Annotated in this window: 21 protein-coding genes and 1 tRNA gene; 11 read left to right on the top strand and 11 right to left on the bottom strand. The window is 60.7% G+C overall.

What is annotated here, in order from left to right:
• Positions 1 to 3: 3 nt before the first annotated feature.
• Together BN1119_RS11840 and BN1119_RS11835 are read left to right on the top strand one after the other, a co-directional pair.
• Entirely contained in the window at positions 4 to 1,350 is a 1,347-nt protein-coding gene (locus BN1119_RS11840) for a DUF4910 domain-containing protein (RefSeq protein WP_244463732.1), read from the top strand.
• Between the two features lie 135 nt (positions 1,351 to 1,485).
• Positions 1,486 to 2,601: a class I SAM-dependent methyltransferase gene (locus BN1119_RS11835; protein ID WP_084205430.1), complete on the top strand. Its 1,116-nt coding sequence runs from the start codon at positions 1,486 to 1,488 to the stop codon at positions 2,599 to 2,601.
• 281 nt (positions 2,602 to 2,882) lie between these two features.
• On the opposite strand, the gene malZ is transcribed toward BN1119_RS11835, so the two are convergent.
• From malZ to BN1119_RS11790, 9 genes are all read right to left on the bottom strand, one after another.
• Complete coding sequence (gene malZ / locus BN1119_RS11830) at positions 2,883 to 4,718, bottom strand: maltodextrin glucosidase (RefSeq protein WP_041998052.1); 1,836 nt, start codon at positions 4,716 to 4,718, stop codon at positions 2,883 to 2,885.
• Positions 4,719 to 4,723: 5 nt separating this feature from the next.
• Positions 4,724 to 5,554: an HDOD domain-containing protein gene (locus BN1119_RS11825; RefSeq protein WP_041998050.1), complete on the bottom strand. Its 831-nt coding sequence runs from the start codon at positions 5,552 to 5,554 to the stop codon at positions 4,724 to 4,726.
• Between the two features lie 94 nt (positions 5,555 to 5,648).
• Positions 5,649 to 6,068 carry an META domain-containing protein gene (locus BN1119_RS11820; protein WP_041998047.1) on the bottom strand — a complete coding sequence of 140 codons (420 nt, stop codon included), beginning with the start codon at positions 6,066 to 6,068 and terminating at the stop codon, positions 5,649 to 5,651.
• 264 nt (positions 6,069 to 6,332) lie between these two features.
• Complete coding sequence (gene yegD, locus BN1119_RS11815) at positions 6,333 to 7,703, bottom strand: molecular chaperone (RefSeq protein ID WP_041998045.1); 1,371 nt, start codon at positions 7,701 to 7,703, stop codon at positions 6,333 to 6,335.
• 119 nt (positions 7,704 to 7,822) lie between these two features.
• On the bottom strand, positions 7,823 to 8,815 hold the full coding sequence (locus BN1119_RS11810; protein WP_041998043.1) for a 2-hydroxyacid dehydrogenase: 993 nt from the start codon (positions 8,813 to 8,815) through the stop codon (positions 7,823 to 7,825).
• Positions 8,816 to 8,974: 159 nt separating this feature from the next.
• Positions 8,975 to 9,655, bottom strand: coding sequence for an SDR family oxidoreductase (locus BN1119_RS11805; RefSeq protein ID WP_041998040.1), 681 nt, complete (start codon positions 9,653 to 9,655; stop codon positions 8,975 to 8,977).
• Between the two features lie 39 nt (positions 9,656 to 9,694).
• Positions 9,695 to 10,156, bottom strand: a complete 462-nt coding sequence (locus tag BN1119_RS11800) for a CreA family protein (protein ID WP_041998038.1) — start codon at positions 10,154 to 10,156, stop codon at positions 9,695 to 9,697.
• Between the two features lie 118 nt (positions 10,157 to 10,274).
• Positions 10,275 to 11,138 carry a hypothetical protein gene (locus tag BN1119_RS11795; protein ID WP_041998037.1) on the bottom strand — a complete coding sequence of 288 codons (864 nt, stop codon included), beginning with the start codon at positions 11,136 to 11,138 and terminating at the stop codon, positions 10,275 to 10,277.
• Between the two features lie 160 nt (positions 11,139 to 11,298).
• A complete protein-coding gene (locus BN1119_RS11790) occupies positions 11,299 to 11,685 on the bottom strand; it encodes a TraR/DksA family transcriptional regulator (RefSeq protein ID WP_041998035.1) in 387 nt (128 codons plus the stop codon).
• A 465-nt stretch (positions 11,686 to 12,150) separates the two neighbouring features.
• Here BN1119_RS11790 and BN1119_RS11785 point away from each other — a divergent pair, with 465 nt between their 5' ends.
• The 9 genes from BN1119_RS11785 to BN1119_RS11745 all read left to right on the top strand — a co-directional run bounded on the left by BN1119_RS11785 (position 12,151) and on the right by BN1119_RS11745 (position 21,359).
• Positions 12,151 to 13,482 (top strand): glutamine synthetase family protein, encoded by a 1,332-nt coding sequence (locus BN1119_RS11785; RefSeq protein WP_041998033.1) that lies wholly within the window; start codon positions 12,151 to 12,153, stop codon positions 13,480 to 13,482.
• Positions 13,483 to 13,543: 61 nt separating this feature from the next.
• Positions 13,544 to 14,902 (top strand): aspartate aminotransferase family protein, encoded by a 1,359-nt coding sequence (locus BN1119_RS11780; protein ID WP_041998031.1) that lies wholly within the window; start codon positions 13,544 to 13,546, stop codon positions 14,900 to 14,902.
• A gap of 53 nt (positions 14,903 to 14,955) precedes the next feature.
• On the top strand, positions 14,956 to 16,053 hold the full coding sequence (locus BN1119_RS11775) for a polyamine ABC transporter substrate-binding protein (RefSeq protein ID WP_084205435.1): 1,098 nt from the start codon (positions 14,956 to 14,958) through the stop codon (positions 16,051 to 16,053).
• Positions 16,054 to 16,184: 131 nt separating this feature from the next.
• Positions 16,185 to 17,255 (top strand): polyamine ABC transporter substrate-binding protein, encoded by a 1,071-nt coding sequence (locus BN1119_RS11770; RefSeq protein ID WP_408748172.1) that lies wholly within the window; start codon positions 16,185 to 16,187, stop codon positions 17,253 to 17,255.
• Positions 17,256 to 17,332: 77 nt separating this feature from the next.
• Entirely contained in the window at positions 17,333 to 18,487 is a 1,155-nt protein-coding gene (gene potA, locus BN1119_RS11765) for a polyamine ABC transporter ATP-binding protein (protein ID WP_041998025.1), read from the top strand.
• Entirely contained in the window at positions 18,484 to 19,389 is a 906-nt protein-coding gene (locus tag BN1119_RS11760) for an ABC transporter permease subunit (RefSeq protein ID WP_041998023.1), read from the top strand. Before potA ends, BN1119_RS11760 begins: the two co-directional genes overlap by 4 nt.
• Before the next feature lie 150 nt (positions 19,390 to 19,539).
• Entirely contained in the window at positions 19,540 to 20,382 is an 843-nt protein-coding gene (locus BN1119_RS11755) for an ABC transporter permease subunit (protein WP_041998021.1), read from the top strand.
• Between the two features lie 43 nt (positions 20,383 to 20,425).
• A complete protein-coding gene (locus tag BN1119_RS11750; RefSeq protein ID WP_041998019.1) occupies positions 20,426 to 21,133 on the top strand; it encodes an MOSC domain-containing protein in 708 nt (235 codons plus the stop codon).
• 149 nt (positions 21,134 to 21,282) lie between these two features.
• Positions 21,283 to 21,359: transfer RNA gene (locus tag BN1119_RS11745), tRNA-Pro, on the top strand.
• Positions 21,360 to 21,608: 249 nt separating this feature from the next.
• Here the strand turns inward: BN1119_RS11745 and BN1119_RS11740 are convergent.
• Together BN1119_RS11740 and BN1119_RS11735 are read right to left on the bottom strand one after the other, a co-directional pair.
• Complete coding sequence (locus BN1119_RS11740; RefSeq protein ID WP_041998017.1) at positions 21,609 to 22,136, bottom strand: AbiTii domain-containing protein; 528 nt, start codon at positions 22,134 to 22,136, stop codon at positions 21,609 to 21,611.
• Between the two features lie 121 nt (positions 22,137 to 22,257).
• The gene (locus BN1119_RS11735) at positions 22,258 to 22,722 is read right to left on the bottom strand and encodes a thioesterase family protein (RefSeq protein ID WP_041998015.1); all 465 of its coding nucleotides are present in this window, start codon (positions 22,720 to 22,722) and stop codon (positions 22,258 to 22,260) included.
• Positions 22,723 to 22,804: the final 82 nt, after the last annotated feature.

Here is a 22,804-nt window from a genome sequence, read left to right as displayed (position 1 = left end):
CCTGTGAATGACATTGGTTATCTGCCCGCAGACTGGAATGATCAGACTCAAATCGGTGAGCAATTGCATCGTTTGTTGACCCTGCTGTTTCCACTCAACCGCAGTTTGACGGGGGAGGGTGTAAGGCAAACATTGGCCCTGCTTCGTGAGCATTGTTTACCTGAACTGCAGATCCATGAAGTCGCCAGTGGCAGTCAATTTTTCGATTGGACCGTGCCGGATGAGTGGAATGTCAGAGCGGCCTACATCAAAGGTCCTGATGGACACAAGGTGGTTGACTTCAAGGATAACAACCTGCATCTGGTGGGTTATTCCGAGCCGGTGCGCTGTACTCTCTCCTTGGCAGAACTACAGGCACACTTGTATTCATTGCCTGAATTACCGGATGCCATCCCCTATGTCACTTCTTATTATCAGCGTCGCTGGGGCTTTTGTTTGCCCCATAAAGTACGAGAGGCGCTACCGGAGGGGCACTATGAGGTGGTGATCGATGCAACGTTGCAGCCAGGCTCACTGACTTATGCCGACTGGGTGTTGCCAGGAGAGAGCGAGCAGGAGATCTTGCTGTCCAGTTATATCTGTCACCCTTCAATGGCCAACAATGAACTGTCCGGTCCAGGGGTGGGGATATTCTTGATGGCTTGGCTCGCCTCGTTGCCTAGACGCCGTTATAGCTATCGATTGATGCTGGTGCCAGAGACGCTGGGGGCCATTGTCTATTTATCCCGCCATCTAGATCACTTAAAGCGCCATACCGTGGCCGGTTTCAACCTGACCTGCATGGGGGACGAGAGGTGTTACTCTTTCTTGCCCTCTCGGCAGGAAAACTCTCTGGCCGATCGCATTGCTCGCCATGTTTTGGGGCATACGGATCCTGATTACAGGGTTTATAGCTATCTTGATCGAGGCTCCAACGAGCGTCAGCTCTGTGCCCCTGGCATTGACTTGCCAATCACCACCATGATGCGCAGTAAATACGGCTGTTATGGTGAATATCACACCTCATTGGATGATCTGTCCCTGGTCACTCCGGTGGGTCTGGCGGGCAGCTTTTTGGCGTTGCGCCGAGCCATAGAGTGCCTGGAGTGGAATGAATGCTATCAAGTGACTGTGCTGGGTGAGCCCCAGCTAGGTAAGCGTGGTCTCTATCCGAATCTTTCAACCCGTGATTCAGGGGTGCAAGTACGGGACATGATGAATTTACTGGCGTATAGCGACGGCCATCTGACCCTGTTCGAGATTGCCGAGATCATTGATGTACCATTTTGGCGGGTAGCGCCCATCGCCAGATCTCTTGTGGACGCAGGATTGCTGCGTCGACACAGTTCGGTTTCTGAACATGGGCATTGAGAAAGCATTGATTTCGGGTGTATGGGGCAATGAGTATCCAGGTCCTCATATGGCAGAGCACTATCGAATATCAGTACCAGGGCGTGGCATGGAAAAACACGCCATCTATCCTGGTTATGCTGTGAGGAGAAAATAATGAAATGCCCATATTGTCATGGTGATAATACATTTGTTTTCCTTGAACGGAAAATGCCGACGATTTTATCTGCATATTCTGGTGATTTTCCCGTGAAGGTGGCAGAGCTGCAGGTCAGTGCTTGTCAGGATTGCCTGGTCGGCTTTGCATCGAAAAAATTATCCTCGGAAGAACTGACAGAAATATATGACAACTACTCATATATTTCCCCGTTGAATAACATTGGGGCAACCAAGTACGATGGAATGATTGGTACTATCATAAATCACTTCAGTGTTGATGATGAAATAATAGAGGTTGGCTGCTCAGAAGGGTATCTTCTGAAAAAGCTCACGGATATGGGTTTTTCAAATCTGACCGGTATTGAGCCTGGTCCTCAGGCCGATAGCGCAAAGGCATTAGGGCTCAACGTCATAAAAGGATATTTCGATGCCAGCCATGCCAAACATAAAGTTGATGGTTATTACCTGATGCATGTGTTCGAGCACTTTGAGGATCCTTTCTCAATCTTCAGTCTGATGTCGCGGACATTGAACGAGACAGGGAAAATTGTCATTGAAGTGCCTGACTTTGGCGGTTTCCATGTGCAACATCTGTTCTATTACAATGTCTATTTCATGCAGAGGTTGTCTCGTGACAACGGTTTAAAAATAATAGACTGTTGCATTGAGAATGACAGCCTGAGAGTGGTCTTTGCCAAGCATGAAAACACATTGTATCGTGAGTTCGATATGGAGTTTGATAAGGCGGGGTATATATCTGACTTGGCGAGAGTGAAACTTCATTGTGAGTCGTATCGTAACAGGGTGAATGATTTCCTTAGAGGGAAAGAAACGGTTTTCTGGTGGGGTGCTGGTTCTGCATCTGTCATACTTTTAAACGGTATTGATAGAGATATTCTGGATAATACCAGGATAATTGTTGTTGATGGCGATTTGAAAAAATCAAACCTTACCATTCCTGGCGTAAACTTGCATGTAAACTATTATGGCGACATTAAAGATACGCATATCAATAATCTGGTCGTAGCATCAAGTTTCTACAAGGAAATATTTGAGACAATGCATGGCTGCGGCATGACATATGACAATGTTGAAATATTCAGCGATGCCTGAAAGCTAACGGCAGAGAATGATATTGGTAGTTTATTCATGCACCCGGCACCGGCCTCAGCCCGGTGTCGTTTACGTTGTTTTTGCTCGAAAACCATCGTTCATCTGGCGTGGCCTCCGAGCCGCGCGCCCAGGCACTGATATGGCAACAGGGGCTCGATAAGCCCCCATGGTACATGGCTCAGCGAGTAACGGCGATTAAGCCGCTAAGAAACTGATAAATTTCATATTATTTCTTCATCACTCTCATCACTCTCATCACTCTCATCACATCGCCACGAGGATCAGCTCGACAGCAGCACCCGGGCCGAGTTGGCCGGGATGGTGAGTTGCACCTCCCCCTGCACCACCTCGAACTTGTCGCCGTTGAAGGCGTCGGTGAAGCGGCTGGCGGGGCTGGCGGTCTGCCACAGGGGCAGGCTGATGGTGCGGGGCTCCGTGGGGTGGCGGTTGCAGGCCACCACCACCTGATCGCTTTGCAGGGTGCGGGCGAACACATAGCTGTGAGCCCCGGCGTAGAGGGTCTGGGCGTCACCCCGGCGCAGGGAGGGGCGCTGGCGGCGGATCTGGGTGAGGCGGCGATAGTGCTCGTGCAGCACATGGTCCCAGGCCGTGCTGTCCCAGGGGAAGCAGCGGCGGCAGTCCGGGTCGTTGCCCCCTGACAGCCCCACCTCGTCGCCGTAGTAGATGCAGGGGGCGCCGATATAGGTGAGCAGCAGGGTGGCGGCCAGCATCATGCGTTGTCTGTCTTCTCCCAGCAGGTGCAGGAAGCGGGCCGTGTCATGGCTGTCCAGCAGGTTGAGCTGGGCCAGCTGGTTCTTGAACGGGATATGGGCCCGGGCCTGCTTGAGCCAGCCATCGAGCTCGGCGGCGCTGATCCGTATGGGGTGGTAGGCGATGTCCTGCCCCGCCAGGAAGGCGCGGATCGGGTGGGCGAAGCCATAGTAGTTCATGGCGCCATCCTCCTGATCCCCCTGCAACCACTGGCTCGCCTCGAAGAAGTGCTCGCCGAGCACATAGGCCTCCGGGTTCTCCTGCTTGAGGGTGTGGCGAATGGCGCGCACGTGACCAGGATTGCCCTCGGCGGTGCCCCGCTCTCCCAGCATGTGGATGACGTCGAAGCGCCAGCCGTCTATCTGGTAGGGCGGGCGCATCCAGTAACGCAATATGGCGTCCTCGGCGCGGTAGACGGCGTCCTGCACCTGTTCGCTGGCAAAGTCCAGCTTGGGCAGGCTGCGGATCCCCTTCCAGCTCACATAGTCCCCCTCCTGATCGAAGGTATAGAACTTGCGAAACGCCGAATCCGGATTGCCCATGGCCCCCCTGGGCGGGCAGAACCAGGGGTGCTGGGTCGAGGTGTGGTTGACCACGGCGTCCAGGATGATCTTCATGCCGCGCTGGCGCAGGTGGCGGGTCAGCTCGGCCAGTCGCTCGTTGCTGCCCAGATGGGGGTCCACCCGGTAGTAATCCTGGGTGTCGTACTTGTGATTGCTCGGCGAGGCGAAGATGGGGTTGAGGTAGAGCGCCGTTACCCCGAGGGATTGCAGATAGTGCAGTTTGCTGTCGATGCCGGCCAGGTCGCCGCCATAGAACTCGCTGCTGGCGGTGCCTTCCCCCTGCTGGCTGACCGGCTCGCCCCAGGCCTTGCTGATGACGGCCTTGCCGCCGTACTCGTACTCGTGATGGCGCACGCTCAGGGACGGGTCGCCATTGCAGAAGCGGTCGGGGAAGATCTGGTAGAACACCTGATCCTGTACCCAGGCCGGCGGCTGGTGACGGGTGTTGAAGCGAAAATGTTGCTCGCGGGGCGGCATGGCGGGGCTGATGCCGGCGCCGTGCAGCCACCACTGACCCTCATGGGTGAGGCACTTGAAGCAATAGAGTTGCAGATCCTGGCCCAGGGCCAGGGGCAGTCTGGCCTGCCAGATCCCCAGCCGCTCCCGGGTCGCCACCCGGGTCATGGCCAGCAGGTACTCCTCGTTGTCCGGCTCGTGGCGCAGCCAGACCTCGTGGATCCGGGCCCCCTCTTCGCAGAACAGGGTGAGTAGCAGGGAGTCGGACTCCTCCTGGAACCAGGGGGCCGCCTGAGGGTGAAACAGAAACGGGATATCTTGGGTCATGTCGTTCATTGGGTCAGGAGTTCGTCGAGGGGGTTGCCCTGCTCGTGAAGGGTCTCGAGTTGCGCGGCCAGCCGGCTGGTATCCAGTCCCAGGGGCTCGGCCAGGGGCATGGGGAAACGGGCTATGATGGTCTGGGCCGGAACCCCGGCATGCCAGGCGAAGGAGACGAAAACCGCCAGCCGGATCAGCACGGCATCCCGGCTGACGGGCTGGTGGGCCAGGGGATCGAGCTGCTGTGCGATGGCGGTGACGAAGGCGGGAGCCAGTTGCCAGCGTCGGGCCAGCTCGGCGCCAAGCTGGGCATAGTCGTAGCCCAGCATCTGGCGCTGGGCATCGACCCGGCTGGTCCCCTGCTGCACCGCCAGATGGATGAGTTCGGCCTCCTCGGGCAGGGTGCTCTGGATCAGCAGCTCGCCGATGTTGTGGATGAGGGCACAGGTGAAGGCGGTCTCGGGATCCATCTCCCTGGCGTGCTGGGCCAGGAGCCGTGCTATGGTGGCGACCCGGAAGGTCTCGGTCCAGAAGGCATGCTTGTCGAAGCTGGGAGGCGCCTTGAAGCTGCCAATGATGCCGGAAGCCACCACCAGGGAGCGCAACCGGTTGAAGCCGAGGCGGATCACCGCCTGTTCGATGGAGGTGATGTCATGGCCCCGACGCAGGGCGGCGGAGTTGGCCAGCCGCAGCACCTTGGCGCTGATCACCTGATCCATGGCGATCCGGGCGGCAATCTTGTCTATCTGGGCATTCTCGTCGCCGAAGCTCTGCATCAGCTCGTGAAGCAGCTGGGGTATGGTGGGCAGTTGCTTGATCTTGTCAAACAGGTGATCCATCGACATGGGGGCCGCCTCCGTTGCGTGCACTGCCCATATTGTGCCACAGGCAAGGGCCCTGTTCCTGTTTGTGGCGTCCCTTTCGTGGTCTTGGGGCGGTTTAGTAGACCCAGTCTCGCAACTTGTATTCCAAACGGTGCCGTTTTCCCTGCAGGATCAGCCGCTGGGTGTCTCCCGTCAGGGTGGCGCCCTGTTGCAGGGTGTCGAGCACCGCCTGCTCTATGGTGTCGAGGGGGGGCGGACAGGCCATGCTGGTGCTGCCCAGGTTGCTGACCTTGAGCCTGTCCCCCTTGAGGTGGCCCTGGCCGAAGTAGCGGTTGCATCCCGCGATGCCGTTGACGGTGAAGTGCTCGCCTATCTCGAAATCCGGTCGGTTGCGGGCAGGGAGCTCAATGAGCTCATCATCGAGTCTGTCCAGCACCCAGTGATGGTGCATCAGGTCCTGGCGGCTGAACTGGGGGGCCGAGCTGCAACCGCCAAGCAACAGCAGGGCGAGCACCAGCAGCAAAAATCTGTACATGGGAGGGCTCCGGTAGTGGGAGTCTCAAGGATAGCGTCGCCGGGCCCGGGGGGGCAGGGGCCGGGGGCGCCTCCCCGACCGCTTCTGTCGTCCCGGGGCCGTAGGGGAGTCGGCAGGGTCGGAATATGGGCCAATCCGGCGCCGATGGGGCCTGGTTCTCGGTCAATGACTGCCGGCCCGTGCCTTCCGGCCCATGACCTCGGGCAAAGAAAAGAGGCGGCGACCCTGGGTCACCGCCTCTTCTGGATGGGACTTCGGGGCGGATCAGCCGCGCGAGGCGCCAAACAGCCGTTCGGCATAACGGGCCAGACCCGAGGCGACCGAGCCGAAGTCATCGCCGCCGTCCACCGGCAGGTTGGGCAGCTTGTCCTTGATATAGGCCTTGATGAGGGGGGATCGGGCGCTGCCTCCCGTGATGAAGACGCGGTCAGGCGCCACCCCGGCGGCTTGGATGGCGTCATCCATCAGTTCTCCTATCTTCTCCAGCAGGGGGGCAGACGCCTGGGCCAGCTGATCGCGGTGCAGCTGGGCGTGCAGCCCGCGCTCCAGCTCGGTGAGCGGCTGCTGGCTGTGCTCCTGGTCCGAGAGCTGGATCTTGCCCTGCTCGGCACGCCAGACCAGCTGGTGGCTGAGCTTGTGGGCCCGCAGCCGGGCGAGGCGGGGCAGCTTGCTGTCGGGGGCGCTGTCGAGCTGCAGATCCTGCAGGGAGCGCGCCGTCTCCAGGCTGTAGAAGCGGCTCTGGGCGCTGACGTCGTTGATGGCGGCCGCATCCCAGAACAGGGGATGGGGCAGCGGCTTGCCGGTCTTGAGGGTCTCGTGCATGCCGAGCAGCGGCATCATGCCCTCGACGGTGAGGCGGATGTCGAAGTCGTTGCCGCCGATGCGCTGGCCACTGTGGCCGAGCAGATCGTCGTCACGCTCGAGCCGGTGACGATGGCTCGGCCCCATCCGCAGCATGGAGCAGTCCGTGGTACCACCGCCGATATCCACCACCAGCACCACGGCATCCTGGGTGAGGCGCGCCTCGAACTCGAAACCGGCCGCCACCGGTTCATAGAGAAACGCCACCTGCTCGAACCCGGCCAGACGGGCCGCCTCGCCGAGGATGGCGATGGCCTGGCGGTTGCTATCCTCCCCGGCCAGCCCCTGGAAGTTGACCGGGCGGCCGATCACGGCGCTGCGCACCGGCTGGCCGAGCTGCTGCTCCGCCTGCTGGCGCACATGCAGCATCATGGCACAGACGATGTCCTCGAACAGGGCGATCTGGGGCGGCTTGAGACCATAGGCGCCGAGGAAGGACTTGGGCGACTTGATGTAGTAACCCTCGTCCGGTGCCTCCAGATAACGGTCCAGGGCGGCGGCGCCGAAGCTGAGCTCGTCGATGAGCCCCTCGTCGCGCATCTGGCGACGCACCGACTGGGCACGCTGGACCATGGTGCCCCGCAGCTTGAGGTAGCCCTGCTGCTGGGCCGGGCAGAGGCCTTCGGCCAGCAGGCCGGCGATGGCATCCCGATGCGGGGCGTGCAGGGTGGAGGGCAGATAGTGGGAGGCGCCGAGGGGCAGCAGCCTGGGATTGCCCTGCTCCATCACGGCGACGGCGCAGTTGGATGTGCCGTAATCGAATCCGATAAACATGGGGGGCGGGCTCCTGTGCAAAAAGGGGCCGGACAGCCTAACGAATTGCGCCGACTCTCACAAGTCGGCGCAGGATATTGGAAACAGGCAGGAGGGGCGGTGCTGGCGGCGAAGCGGGCTCAGGACTCTACTTCGTTGTCGCTGCGTCCATCCTGACTGATAGCCTGAATGTTGCCCAGGGTGGTGTCGGCGATAGCGTGCAGGGCTTCGCGGGTCAGGAAGGCCTGGTGACCGGTGAACAGCACGTTGTGGCAGGCCGACAGGCGGCGGAACACGTCGTCTGTGATCACCTCGTTGGACTTGTCCTCGAAGAAGAGATCCTCCTCCTCCTCGTAGACGTCCAGCCCCAGGGCGCCGATGCGGGAGGTCTTGAGGGCCTCGATGGCGGCGTTGGCATCGAGCAGGCCGCCCCGGCTGGTGTTGATGATCATCACCCCGTCTTTCATCTTGGCGAAGGCCTCCTGGTTGAGCAGGTGGTAGTTCTCCTTGAACAGGGGGCAGTGCAGGCTGATGACGTCGGACTGACGCAGCAGGGTGTCGATGTCCACGTACTCGGCGCCGAGATCGATGGCCGCCTGGTTCGGGTAGGGGTCGCTCACCAGCAGGCGCATGCCGAAGCCCTTGAGGATGCGCAGGGTGGCGATCCCTATCTTGCCGGTGCCTATGATGCCGGCGGTACGGCCATACATGTTGAAGCCCACCAGCCCTTCCAGGGAGAAGTTGGCGTCACGGGTGCGCTGATAGGCCTTATGGATGCGGCGGTTGAGGGTCATCATCAGGCCGACTGCGTGCTCGGCGACGGCCTCGGGGGAGTAGGCGGGCACCCGTACCACTTTCAGCCCAAGCTCCCTGGCGGCCACCAGATCCACGTTGTTGTAACCGGCGCAGCGCAGGGCGATCACCTGGGTGCCGTGTTGGGCCAGCTCGGTCAGCACCTCCCGGTCGGCATCGTCGTTGACGAACAGGCACACCACGGGGAAGCCGTGGGCGAGACGGGCCGTCTTGGCCTCCAGCCGCACATCGAAAAATTCCAGGTCGAAGCCGTATTGCTCATTGGCCTGGTGAAAGTGTTCCTTGTCGTAACTCTTGGTACTGAATAGGGCAACGCGCATGGCGGTTCTCCAACAACGTGAGGGTTGTGGTTAATTTACAACAAGGCGGCGGGCGCGGCACCAGAAACCGGCGCCGGGCCGTCCCCGGGACGAACGGCGGGTCGCCTCAGGATAAGCATCGGCCAGACAAGGCGGGATGCCGGGGGCGGCGGCCCAGACTCACTCCAGCTCCACCGGCGGGCGGAAGGTCATCTCGTGCATCACCACGTCTTCCGGCAGGGTGAGCAGATGGACCAGGGTGCGCGCCACGCTGGCGGGCTGCATGTATTGCGGCCTGGCCTGGGGGCGAAAACCCGTGTCGGTGCCGCCCGGAAAGAGGGTGGTGACCCTGATGCCGTGGGGCTGGGCCTCTTTCATCATCACCTGGCTCAGGCCGGCGAGGCCCTGCTTCATGGCGGTGTAGATGCCCATGGTTTCGCTGCTGCGCTTGGCGACCGTACTCACCACGTTGATCAGGTAGCCACGGCCACGGGGCTGCATCGACTTGAGGGCCTCCCGGGCCAGCAGATAGGGGGCGCGCAGGTTGATGGCGTACTGCTGGTCGAACTCCTCCAGGCTGGTCTCCACTAGGGGAGCCTTGCGGCTGTTCATGCCGGCGTTGTTGACCAGCACGTCGATGGGGCCGAGGGCCTGCTCGGCACTGGCGTAGAGCGCGAGCAGGGCGGCGGGGTCGGCCAGATCCGCGGTCTCCCCCAGGCAGCCCGTCGCCTGCTTGAGGCGGGTTAGGGCCTCCTGATTGCGGCCGGTGGCAAACACCTGGTAGCCGAGCCGGGTCAGCTCCTCGACCAGGGCATACCCTATGCCGCTGGTGGCGCCGGTCACCAATATGGTCCGATACATATGCAACTTCCTTGATGTGAATGTGACAGGCCCGGCGGCTCAGCCCCAGGGCATGATGGGCACGGCACTGACCGCGCTCTTGTAGGATCCATCGATCAGCTTGGTGCTGTAGGTGAGGTAGACCAGGCTGCCCCGGCTCTTGTCAAGGAAGCGCACCACCTTCTGCTCCTTGAACACCAGGGAGGTGTTGACGTCGAACACCTCTTCCCCCTGCCTGAGCTTGTCCGGCACGGCGATGGGACCTGTCTGGTGACACGAGAGGGAGGCGTGGGAGGGGTCTTCGGCCAGGCCGAGGCCGCCCTTGACGCCCCCCGTCTTGGGGCGGGCCAGGTAGCAGGTGACGCCGGCGATGTCAGGATCGTCGAAGGCCTCTATCACTATCTTGTGGTTGGGGCCGAGCAACTTGAAGGCGGTGCTCACCTCGCCGATGGTGTCGGCCTTGGCGTGGACCAGGGCGGGCAGCAGCAGGGCGCAGCTCAGCAGGGGGGTCAGCAAACGCATGTCTCTCTCCTTGTCGGGGCGGATGAAGGGGGCGGCGCGCACCGTGAGCGGTGCGGGGCAAGGGACAGGGCGGCGCTGCCATGGCGCGGGTTGATCCCTTGTCGCCAGGGACTGGGCCTCATTGACCCTGCACGGGAGGATAGTCCCAGTAGTGGGCCGGAATGCTGCGCAGCAAGGGGGTCATGTCGGGGTTGGCCAGCTGTATGGTGGTGCGGCCAGCCAGGTTGGCGCTGGCCAGGGCGGAGCGGATGGCCGGACTCTCCCGGAAGAAGCGCAGGAAGCTGCCGTCGGCATAGGCGGACTCCAGGCCCCGGGTCAGCGCCTTGGCCAGCTTGGGGTGCTGGGGGCTGACGAAGAAGAACTCGGCGAAGGGGTAGCGGATCAGCAGGTGCTGCTCCACCACCAGGTTGGGATACTGGCTGGCGAGCTCCCGCTGCTCGGCGAAGATCTCCACCAGGCTGCGGGGGAAGAAGTCGAGCCGGCCGCCATCGTTCATCAGCCGAAACAGGTTGGTGAAGCGGGTCATGTAGGTGGGGATGCCCGCCTCCTGATAGACCCGGTTGTCGGCCCAGCCGATGCCCTGGGCGGCCCGCATCTTCCTGAGCTGCTCCAGGTTCGTTATCTGGCTGAACTTCTCCTGATCCTTCTCGTGGATGAAGGCGATCCGCAAGCCTTCGAGGCCGCGAAACAGCGGCACGGGCACGGGCAGCAGGGCCGACTCCAGGGCGCTGGAGGTTCCCATCCAGAACACATTGATCGTTTTGCCCTCCCGCAGCTGCTGTTGCAGGGTGAACTGGTTCAGATCCACATCGACCTGCTCTATCCTAAACGGTTGGCCAGCGTGGCGCAGGGCGAGATCCAGCAACTTGAGCTGGTAGTCGCCGTCCAGCTGATTGACGGGACGTTTGGGGATCTTGACCACGAGATCTTGCGCCTGCGCCAGCAAGGGCAGGCACAGACACAGGGTGATGAGCCATTTCACTGTGTGCACTCCTGAAGCAACCTGAAAACAGTCCGGAGTCTAACAGAATAACGGGTCATCGCCTCGTGCCAGGGCGGCGGCATGGACAAATCGGGAGGGAGTCGGGTGAGAATGGCCACATGGCCAGGCCCCCGGCTGGCAGCCGGGAGCCTCGCTCGCATCAGGCGACGCGGCGGAACACGTGAGTATCGTTGAACTCCTTGGTGCTCTGGCACTCGAGGCAGTAACGGGACTCCGGGCGAGCCTGCAGACGCTTGAGGGCGATCTGCTCGCCACAGGACTCGCAATAGCCGAAGTCACCTTCGTTGATGCGGCGCAGCGCCGCCCTCAGCTTGCGCAGGTGCAGCTTGTCGTGCTCGATGCGATTGAGTTCCAGGCGGCGGGCCTCTTCGATGCTGGCCCGGTCAATTTCATCGGCCATCTCGTTGGTATCGGTGGCGATGGCCTGGCTGGCCTGGGAGTTGAGGCGCTCTTCGAGCTCGGCGATGTGCCCCTCTATCTGTCCCGTGTAGTAGGCCAGTTGGTCTTCTGTCATGAAATCACACATAAGGTTTACCAGTCAGTTTACTAACCCAATTTTCCGTAGTTATGGGGGCGGTCTGCATCCAGTCCAAGCCCTGTGTCCTCGATTTGCCGCAGATGGTGACGAAAAGCGTGCAAATCAGGGCGGGCCTTGTACCAAAAAAACGCCAGCAAGCAAAGCACAGTGCGCGAAGAGTGTGCGCCCTTGCAAATAATCGGCGGGGAGAAGACGGGTTCTGACTGAGGATGGCGGGCTGCGACGAGCCGCGTCGGCGGGGAGATGTGCCCCTGCCTGTTCCTGGTAGGGTGTTTAGTATTTTGTATCGATATGGCCGTTATTCAGACAATGACTTGTGCTTTTTTAAACAGAGCACCTTGACAGGCGCCACAACGGCGGGCTTTTATGGAGGCGGACATTACATATCTGCAACAGGGGTGTTCCATATATTAGACACTCCTGCCAACGGCAACCGTCAAGTCGGGGTTTAACATGGACAGTATCAAGGGTTGGATGGATGCCAACCGCATCACGGAAGTGGAGTGCCTGATCCCGGATTTCACCGGCAACGCCCGGGGAAAGATCATTCCGGCCAGCAAGTTTCTGCGTGAGGGGGGCATGCGCCTGCCCGAAGTCATCTTCATCCAGACCGTCACCGGCGACTACCCGGACGACGACAGCATGATAGATCCGCTGGAGCGGGACATGCATCTCTTCCCCGACCCCAACACCATTCGCTTCGTGCCCTGGGCGCTGGAGCCCACCGCCCAGGTGATCCACGACTGCTTTGACACCAGCGGCAACCTGATCGACATAGCGCCGCGCTCCGTGCTGCGCCGGGTGCTCTCCTGCTTCGACAAGCAGGGCTGGAAGCCGGTGGTGGCCCCCGAACTGGAGTTCTACCTGGTCAAGCGCAACGAGGATGCCGACTATCCCCTGGTGCCCCCCATTGGCCGCAACGGCCGCCCGGAGACGGCGCGCCAGTCGTTCAGCATAGATGCGGTCAACGAATTCGACCCCATCTTCGAAGACATGTACGACTACTGCGAGGCCCAGAACCTGGAGGTGGATACCCTGGTGCACGAGTCCGGCGCCGCCCAGATGGAGATCAACTTCCTGCACGGGGACGCCATCGATCTCGCCGATCAGGTGTTCCTGTTCAAGCGCACCATGCGCGAGGCCGCCCATCGTCACGGCATCTACGCCACCTTCATGGCCAAGCCCATGAGCGACGAGCCGGGCTCCGCCATGCACATCCATCAGAGCCTGGTGGATGGAGAGGGGCGCAACCTGTTTGGCACCGAGGATGGCGGACACACCGAGCTCTTCCTGCATTTCATCGCCGGCTTGCAGAAATACACCCCGGCGGTGACGGCCCTGCTGGCACCGAACGTCAACTCCTATCGCCGTCTCACCTTCGGCGAGAGCGCCCCGCGCAACGTGCAGTGGGGGGTGGAGAACCGCACCTGCGGCCTGCGGGTGCCCTATTCCGATGCCAACGCGCGCCGGGTCGAGAACCGCTTCGCCGGGGCCGACGCCAACCCTTATCTGGCCCTGGCCGCCACCCTGGCCTGCGGCTATCTCGGCATCCAGGAGCGGCTGCAGCCCCTGCCCGAGATGAAGACCAGCGCCTATGACCTGCCCTACAGCCTGCCCCGCACCCTGGAGGAGGCCCTGAGCCACCTGGAACAGTGCGACCCCATCAAGGAGATGCTGGGGGAGCGTTTCGTCCAGGCTTTCGTCGCGGTCAAGCGCAAGGAGTACGAGACCTACTTCGGGGTGATCAGCCGCTGGGAGCGAGAGTTCCTGCTGCTGAACGTCTGACCCTGCTTTGGGGGAAGCCGCGGCTTCCCCTGCTCATATCGAAGGAACCGAGGAGCATTTCATGTCCAATACCAGGGAGTGGCAGCAACAGGATGCCAGCCACCATCTACACCCTTTCACCCATTTTCAGGCCCTGAACCAGAAGGGCAGCCGCATCATCACCGGGGCGCAGGGGGTCTATCTCGAAGACTCCGAAGGGCGCAAGATCCTCGACGGCATGGCGGGCCTGTGGTGCGTCAACCTGGGGTATGGCCGCCAGGAGCTGGTGGACGCCGCCACCCGCCAGATGCAGCAGCTGCCCTATTACAACCTCTTCTTCCAGACCAGCCACCCGCCCGCGGCGCAGCTCGCCACCCTGCTGGCCGAGGTGACGCCACCCCACCTCAACCATGTCTTCTTCACCGGCTCGGGCTCGGAGTGCAACGATACCGTGCTGCGCATGGTGCGCCACTACTGGGCCTGCCAGGGGCAGCCGGACAAGCAGGTGATCATCAGCCGCCACAACGCCTATCACGGCTCGACGGTGGCGGGAGCCAGCCTGGGGGGCATGAAGGGGATGCACGCCCAGGGCGGCTTGCCGATCCCGGGCATAGAGCACATCGATCAGCCCTATCACTTCGGTGAGGGTCAGGGGATGAGCCCCCACGAGTTCGGGCTGGCGCGAGCCCGCCAGCTGGAGGAGAAGATCCTGGCGCTGGGGGTGGACAAGGTGGCAGCCTTCATCGGCGAACCCATCCAGGGGGCCGGCGGCGTCATCATTCCTCCCGACAGCTACTGGCCCGAGATCCAGCGCATCTGTGACAAGTACGGCATCCTGCTCATCGCCGACGAGGTGATTTGCGGTTTCGGCCGTACCGGCCACTGGTTTGCCAGCGAAGGGTTTGGCATCAAACCGGATCTCATGTGCCTGGCCAAGGGGATCACCTCAGGCTATCTGCCGATGGGAGCCGTCATGGTGGGTGACAGGGTTGCCGAGGTGCTGATCGAGCAGGGCGGCGAGTTCAACCACGGCTTCACCTACTCCGGCCATCCGGTCGCCTGCGCCGTGGCCATCGCCAACATTACCCTTATGCAAAACGAGAGCATAGTTAAGCGAGTGCATGATAATATCGGCCCCTATTTGCAGCGGCGCTGGCGCGAGTTGGCCGATCATCCCATCGTCGGGGAAACCCGGGGCAAGGGCTTGGTGGCCGCGCTGGAAATAGTGCAGGACAAGGGGACGAATACCCGCTTCCCGGCCTCGGCCAATGCGGGGATGACCTGTCGAGAGTTCTGCTTTAACAATGGCTTGGTGATGAGAGCAGTCGGCGATACCATGATCATATCGCCCCCCTTGGTCATCACCGAGGAACAGGTTGATGAATTGATCGATCTGGCCAGGCGCAGTCTGGATCTGACGGCGGAAGCGCTGGCAGGCTAGGAGGCACCTGGCCCGATGGTCGTGCGCATACATTTGCTTAGGAGACAAGGATGATGTCTTTCAAAACGGGAATGCTGGCCGCGTCCATGGCGCTGGGGATGTTCAGTGCCGGGGCCATGGCCGATGACCAGGTTCTGCACGTCTATAACTGGAGCGACTATATCGCGCCGGATACGCTGGAGAACTTCCAGAAGGAGACCGGCATCAAGGTCGTCTATGACGTGTTCGACAGTAACGAAGTGCTGGAAGCCAAGTTGCTGGCGGGCAGTTCGGGTTATGACATAGTGGTGCCGTCCAACCCCTTCCTGGCCAAGCAGATCAAGGCGGGCGTGTTCCAGAAGCTGGACAAGGCCAAGCTGACGAACTGGCAGCACCTGGATGCCTCCCTGCTCAAGGCGCTCGAACCGAGCGATCCGGGCAACCAGTACTCCATTCCCTACCTGTGGGGCACCATCGGCTATGCCTACAACATCGACAAGGTGAAGGCGGCCCTGGGGGCGGATGCGCCGGTCGATTCCTGGGATCTGGTGTTCAAGCCCGAGAACATGGCCAAGCTGAAAGAGTGCGGTGTCTCCTTCCTGGATTCACCGACCGAGATGCTGCCGGCCGCCCTGAAATACCTGGGCTTTCAGCCAGACAGTCAGGATCCGAAGGAGCTGAAGCAGGCCGAGGCGCTGTTCCTCTCCATTCGCCCCTACACCGCCTACTTCCACTCCTCCAAGTACATCTCGGATCTGGCCAACGGCAACATCTGTGTGGCCGTCGGCTACTCGGGTGACCTGCAGCAATCCAAGGCGCGGGCGGTGGAAGCCAACAATGGCGTGAAGCTGACCTACACCATCCCGAAAGAGGGGGCAGGCAGCTTCTTCGACATGATCGCCATCCCGGCGGATGCCAAGAATACCGAGGCCGCCCACACCTTCATCGACTATCTGATGAAGCCGGAAGTGATCGCCAACATCACCAACTTTGTGCAGTTCCCGAACGGCAACAAGGCGGCGACGCCACTGGTGGACGAGGCCATCCGCACCGATCCGGGCATCTACCCGAGTGACGAGACCCTGGCGAAGATCTACACCTTCCCGGATCTGCCGGCCAAGGTACAGCGCGTGATGACCCGCAGCTGGACCAAGATCAAATCCGGCAAGTAACCGCAATACCCCTCCCGGTCCGCCGTTTGGCCGGGAGGGCACCCACGGGAGTGGGCAGACATAGACGCCGTATGGATGCGGAATCTCAATTTCCAAGGACATAAAGGAGTTAAGACGTGCATATTTCCAAGATGATAACCATGACCCTGACGCTGGGGTTGGCGAACGCGGCACTGGCCCAGCCGGTGGTGCATTTTTACAACTGGTCTGACTATATAGGTGAGACCACCCTCAGTGACTTCCAGAAGGCGACCGGCATCGATACCGTCTATGACGTGTTCGATTCCAACGAGACCCTGGAAGGCAAGCTGCTGACAGGGCGCACCGGTTACGACCTGGTGGTGCCGTCCAACAACTTTCTCGCCAAGCAGATCAAGGCGGGGGCTTTCCAGAAGCTGGACAAGTCCCAGTTGCCCAACATGGTCAACCTGGAGCCGACCCTGATGCGTCAGCTCGACAAGGTGGATCCGGGCCACCAGTACGCCATCCCTTATCTGTGGGGCACCAATGGCATCGGCTATAACGTCGACAAGGTAAAGCAGGTGCTGGGGGTCGACAAGATAGACTCCTGGGCGATGCTGTTCGAGCCGGAAAACATGAAGAAGCTGACCCAGTGCGGGGTGGCCTTCCTCGACTCTGCCGACGAGATGATCCCGGCCGTGCTCAACTATCTGGGCAAGGATGCCAACAGCCATGATCCCGCCGACATCAAGCTGGCGGAGCAGAAGCTGCTGGCGGTCAGGCCCTATGTCACCTACTTCCACTCCTCCAAGTACATCTCGGATCTGGCCAACGGCAACATCTGCGTCGCCGCCGGCTTCTCGGGAGACGTGTTGCAGGCGGCCTCCCGGGCCGAGGAAGCGGGCAAGGGGATCCAGATCGCCTACAGCATTCCCAAGGAAGGGGGCAACCTCTGGTTCGACATGCTGGCGATCCCGAGCGACGCCAGCAATGTGAAGGAGGCCCATGCCCTGATCAACTATCTGCTCACCCCGGAGGCGATCGCCAAGGTGAGCGATTACGTGGGCTACGCCAACCCCAATGCCAAGGCGGGTCCCTTCATGGATGAGAGCGTGCGTGACAACCCGTCCGTGTACCCCCCCCAGGCGGTGCTGGAGCGGCTTTATGTGCAGGAGGCGCATCCCCGCGCGATACAGCGCCTGATGACCCGGAGCTGGACAAAAATCAAGTCCGGCACTTAACCATGGCGCCCGCCCGGGCGCCAGTTGCTTTATGGAATGACCCTCTGGTCACTATTTCAAGTCGGGAGTGAGTGGTAATGGCAATAGCCTCCAGTGCCTATAAGAAAGCCCTCGAGGGCAGCCAGCAACCCAAGGAGGTGCTGGTAAAAATTGACAGGATCAGCAAGCAGTTCGATGAGACCCTGGCGGTCGACAACGTCTCGCTGACCATTAACAAGGGGGAGATCTTCGCCCTGCTGGGGGGATCGGGCTCCGGCAAATCCACCCTGCTGCGGATGCTGGCCGGCTTCGAGCGCCCGACCGAGGGACGGCTCTTTCTCGATGGGGTCGACATCACCGACATGCCGCCCTATGAGCGCCCCATCAACATGATGTTCCAGTCCTATGCCCTGTTCCCCCACATGACGGTGGCCCAGAACATCGCCTTCGGCCTCAAGCAGGATGGCCTGCCCAAGGCGGAGATAGATGCCCGGGTGGAGGAGATGCTCAAGCTGGTACAGATGAACCAGTACGCCAAGCGCAAGCCGCACCAGCTCTCCGGTGGCCAGCGCCAGCGGGTGGCCCTGGCCCGCTCCCTGGCCAAGCGTCCCAAGCTGCTGCTGCTGGACGAACCCATGGGGGCGCTGGACAAGAAGTTGCGCTCCCAGATGCAGTTGGAGCTGGTGGAGATCATCGAGCGGGTCGGGGTGACCTGTGTCATGGTGACCCACGATCAGGAAGAGGCCATGACCATGGCCGAGCGCATCGCCATCATGCACCTGGGCTGCATCGAGCAGATTGGCAGCCCCATGGACATCTACGAGACCCCGGCCAGCCGCCTGGTGTGCGAGTTCATCGGCAACGTCAACCTGTTTGACGGCCTGCTGGTGGAAGACGAGCAGGACCACGCCACCATCGCCTGCGCCGATCTGGAGCAGCCCATCTATGTGGGGCACGGCATCAGCTCCCGGGCCGAGAACAAGAAGGTGACCTACGCCCTGCGTCCCGAGAAGCTGCTGATGAGCACCCAGAAGCCGGCCGATCTCGAACACCCCGACTTCAACTGGACCAAGGGGCTGGTCTATGACATCGCCTATCTGGGCGGTCACTCCGTTTATCACATCCAGTTGCCCTCGGGCAAAATCGTGCAGGCCTTCATCGCCAATGCCGAACGCCACGGCAAGCGGCCAACCTGGGATGATCAGGTGTTCCTCTACTGGGAAGATGACAGTGGCGTGGTGCTGCAATCATGATGGCATTGAGACGAATGAAGCGATTGGGGGGGCGCCGGCTGGTGATCGGCATCCCCTTCTTCTGGCTGTTCCTCTTTTTCCTGCTGCCCTTCATCATAGTGGTGAAGATAAGCTTCGCCGAAGCGGACGTGGCCATACCGCCTTACACGGATGTGGTGAGCTGGGCCGATGATCAGCTCACCATCTTGCTCAATCTGGGCAACTATGTGCTGCTCGGCGACGACGAGCTCTATCTGGCCGCCTATCTGGGCTCCCTCAAGATGGCCTTCTTCAGCACCCTCATCTGCCTGCTGATCGGCTATCCCATGGCCTATGCCATCGCCCGGGCCAACAAGGAGAACCAGACGGTACTGCTGTTGCTGATCATGATGCCGACCTGGACCGCCATCCTGATCCGTGTCTACGCCTGGATGGGGATCTTGAGCAACAACGGTCTGCTCAATGGCTTCCTGCTGAGCCTGGGGCTGATCGACGAGCCGCTGCAGATCCTCAATACCAACCTGGCGGTCTATATAGGCGTGGTCTACTCCTACCTGCCCTTCATGATACTGCCGCTCTACGCCAACCTGGTGAAGCATGACATGAGCCTGCTGGAGGCGGCCTCCGATCTGGGGTCCAGCAACATCAACAGCTTCTGGAAGATAACGGTGCCCCTCTCCAAGAACGGCATCATTGCCGGCTGCATGCTGGTGTTCATCCCTGTGGTGGGCGAGTTCGTCATCCCCGAGCTGCTCGGCGGCCCCGAGACCCTGATGATCGGCAAGGTGATGTGGCAGGAGTTCTTCAACAACCGTGACTGGCCGGTGGCCTCTGCCCTGGCGGTGGTGATGCTGGCGGTGCTGATCGTCCCCATCATTCTCTTTAACCGTAACCAGGCCAAAGAGCTGGAGGGCAAGGCATGAAGACTGAACTTTTGATCCTGCCCCGGTCATTCCTCTTTAACCGTAACCAGGCCAAAGAGCTGGAGGGCAAGGCATGAAGACTGAACTTTTGATCCTGCCCCGGTCATTCCTCTTTAACCGCAACCAGGCCAAAGAGCTGGAGGGTAAAGCATGAAACGCATCAATTTTCCCAGTCTGATACTGGTGGCGGGTCTGCTGTTTATCTACCTGCCCATGGTCATCATGGTGATCTACTCCTTCAACGCCTCCAAGCTGGTGACCGTCTGGGGCGGCTGGTCGTTGAAGTGGTATTTCGGCCTGCTCGACAACACCCAGCTGATGACGGCTGTGATGCGCTCCCTGGAGATCGCCTTCTACACCGCCATCGCCGCCGTGGCCCTGGGGACGGTCGCCGCCTTCGTGCTGACCCGGATCCCGAACTTCAAGGGACGTACCCTCTTTGGCGGCATGGTCACCGCCCCCCTGGTGATGCCGGAGGTGATCACGGGTCTGTCGCTGCTGCTGCTGTTCGTGGCCATGGCCCAGCTGGTGGGCTGGCCCGCCGAGCGAGGCATGATGACCATCTGGATCGCCCATACCACCTTCTGCACCGCCTATGTGGCCGTGGTGGTATCGGCGCGGTTGCGGGAGCTGGATCTCTCCATCGAGGAGGCGGCCATGGATCTGGGGGCCAAACCATGGAAGGTGTTCTTCCTGATCACCATCCCCATGATAGCCCCCTCCCTGGCGGCCGGTGGCATGATGTCCTTTGCCCTGTCGCTGGATGATCTGGTGCTGGCGAGCTTCGTCTCAGGCCCTGGCTCCACCACGCTGCCGATGGAGGTGTTCTCCGCGGTGCGCCTGGGGGTCAAACCCGAGATCAACGCGGTGGCCAGTCTCATTCTGCTGTCGGTGTCGCTGTTCACCTTCACCAGCTGGTTCCTGATGGCCCGCGCCGAGAAGCGGCGCCGGGCGGAAATCTCCCAGATGCTGCAGATGCAGTCGGTGACCTGAGTCTGATAATATCCGCATTCTCTCGTCAATCAGGAGGATGAGAATGCGGATATCCCTCTTTCGTGGCCAGGGCTCGGCGCTGACCCCGACCCTCACCAGTGCCATCCACAAGTCCATCGTCACGGATCCCGTTTTCTGCTCCTTTGTGGGGCTGGACGGAGACGAGCAGAGCGATACACGTCACCACGGCGGCATGGAACGCGCCCTGCACTATTACCCTGCTGAGCACTATCTCTGGTGGCAGACCTGGCAACAGGCCATGGCGTTGCCCGAACCCGCCATCGCCTGGCAACCGGCTGCCTTTGGCGAGAACCTGTCCGGTCTCGGCCTGACCGAGGGCCAGGCCTGCATCGGCGATGTCTACCGGCTCGGCGAGGCGCTGATCCAGATCAGTCAGCCACGCTCTCCCTGCTTCAAGCTCAATCTGCGGTTTGGTTATGGCCAGCTCTCCCAGGTGATGCAGCTCAGCGGTCGCTGCGGCTGGCTGATGCGGGTGCTGGAGGAGGGCATGGTGGTCCCCGATGCCGATCTGACCCTGGTCGATCGTCCCTATCCAGGTCTGAGTGTGAAGCGTTGCGCCGACATCCTGTTCAACGGGGTACGCAACGAAGACGATCTGTTGTTGCTGACCGACACCCAGGCCTTGTCACCGGGCTGGCGGCAGCATGCGGCTCACTGGCTGGAGCACGGCCGGGTGGCGGATTGGAGTCGCCGGCTGCTGGGGCCGGCGGAGTTCCGTCTGCTGCAATAAGGCGGCGCCAAGTCGCGGAGCGGACAGGTTTTTCCAGCACATGGCCCGAATCGCCCAAGAGTTGAGCGAATGGCGCTTTTTTTGCGGCTCAACTGAAAAAAGACTTGTGCCCAGTGCGGTGTTTAGGTAAATTCTCGCCCCGCAGACATCGGTGTGTAGCGCAGCTTGGTAGCGCACTTCGTTCGGGACGAAGGGGTCGGAGGTTCGAATCCTCTCACACCGACCATATTAGAAAATGGCCGCTCAACAGAGCGGCCTTTTCGCATTCTGAACGCCGGTATGGGTCCTTCATGGGCAGTCGTCTTCCCCTCTCTCCCTCTTCTTCCTCTTGTCAGAGGGTGGCTCGCCATAAAAAAGCGGGCCACCGCTCGGTGGCCCTGGGTGAGATCTGTTGCTGATCCCGTGATCTTTCAGATTGTCACTAGCTCGCTATGGGTCTTGTCTATGGTGCCCTCCTTGCGCGCCGGGCGCTCTCTCAGATATGCCAATGACTGTGCTGCAACGCCTTGAAGCTGTGTTGAGGTTGCAGAGCCGCGTGTTTGGGGTACTCGTTGATGAACTGTTCAATACCCTCCATCAAGCGTAACCGCAAGGAAGAAACGGGCTCGTGCCAGGCTTGCAGGCAGAGGTAGCCAGGGATCAGCAAGGCCTGGTATTGCTCCTTGAGATCGTCGGGCCAAGGCTCTATATCGGAACTGGGGTGCAACAGGTAGTGAGCGGCAGGTGCGCGGGCATAGATGAACTGAATATGGGCCAAATCGCGTTGGCACAGCGTTTGACTGCCGATATGGCAAGTCAGATAGCGTCCTGTGTTCAGATCCAAGAAGTGACCACGTTGCCGACAGGCGATGATGCGGTACCAGGGCAGTTGAGCGTCCGGGGCATAACCCTGAAGCTCCTGTTCAAGCCAGTGACGACATTCGGGTATCTGCACCTCGTTGCGCATGGATTCAAGTTGCTGCAACAAGACACTGGGTGAAGCGACCGCCAGACTCGCACTCATCAATCTCTCCCTATCTGCATCACAATCCCGACCTCCAGTATGGACCGGATGATGGTGAGGGGGTAATTAATCCAATGATTAAAGATTGATTAAAAGTTCGGTTTTTATGCAGTCTCGGCGTTTAGCCCACCAGGTAGGTGCCGGTGCCGAAGGCGATGTGGGTGCCCGCTTCGTTGTGCAGTTCCATGCGGGCAACCGCGACCTTGCTGCCGGCCCGTATGATGTGGGCGGTGGCGATGAACAGCTCGCCACGGCCGGGGCGCAGGTAGTCGACCCTCAGGTCTATGGTGCCGAGACGGGAGAAACGCTCCTTGAGGTAGCTGGGGGAGAACTCCTCCAGCTCGTCGATGCAGGAGGCGGCGACTATCATGCCGCCCGCCACGTCCAGCAGGGTGGCGGTCACGCCGCCGTGCAGTATGTGGTGAAAGGGGTTGCCGACCAGCTTGTCATCCATCTTGATGCGCAGCTCGACCCTGTCGAAGTCGTAGTGGGTCACCTCCATGCCGATCAGCTTGTTGAACGGCATCCGTTCGGCGAACAGGTTGGCAATGCCACTGAGCGCCATCTTCTTCATCATCTGCTTCATCGATCCATCCCTGGTCAAGCCGAGTAAAAACTCCAACCAGTCTGCAACACATTGTTAACAGTCGCAATGGCAGGTTTATTGT

Source organism: Aeromonas bivalvium, assembly GCF_000819765.1.
GTDB classification, from domain to species: domain Bacteria; phylum Pseudomonadota; class Gammaproteobacteria; order Enterobacterales; family Aeromonadaceae; genus Aeromonas; species Aeromonas bivalvium.
This window is presented reverse-complemented; position numbering and strand designations above follow the sequence as displayed.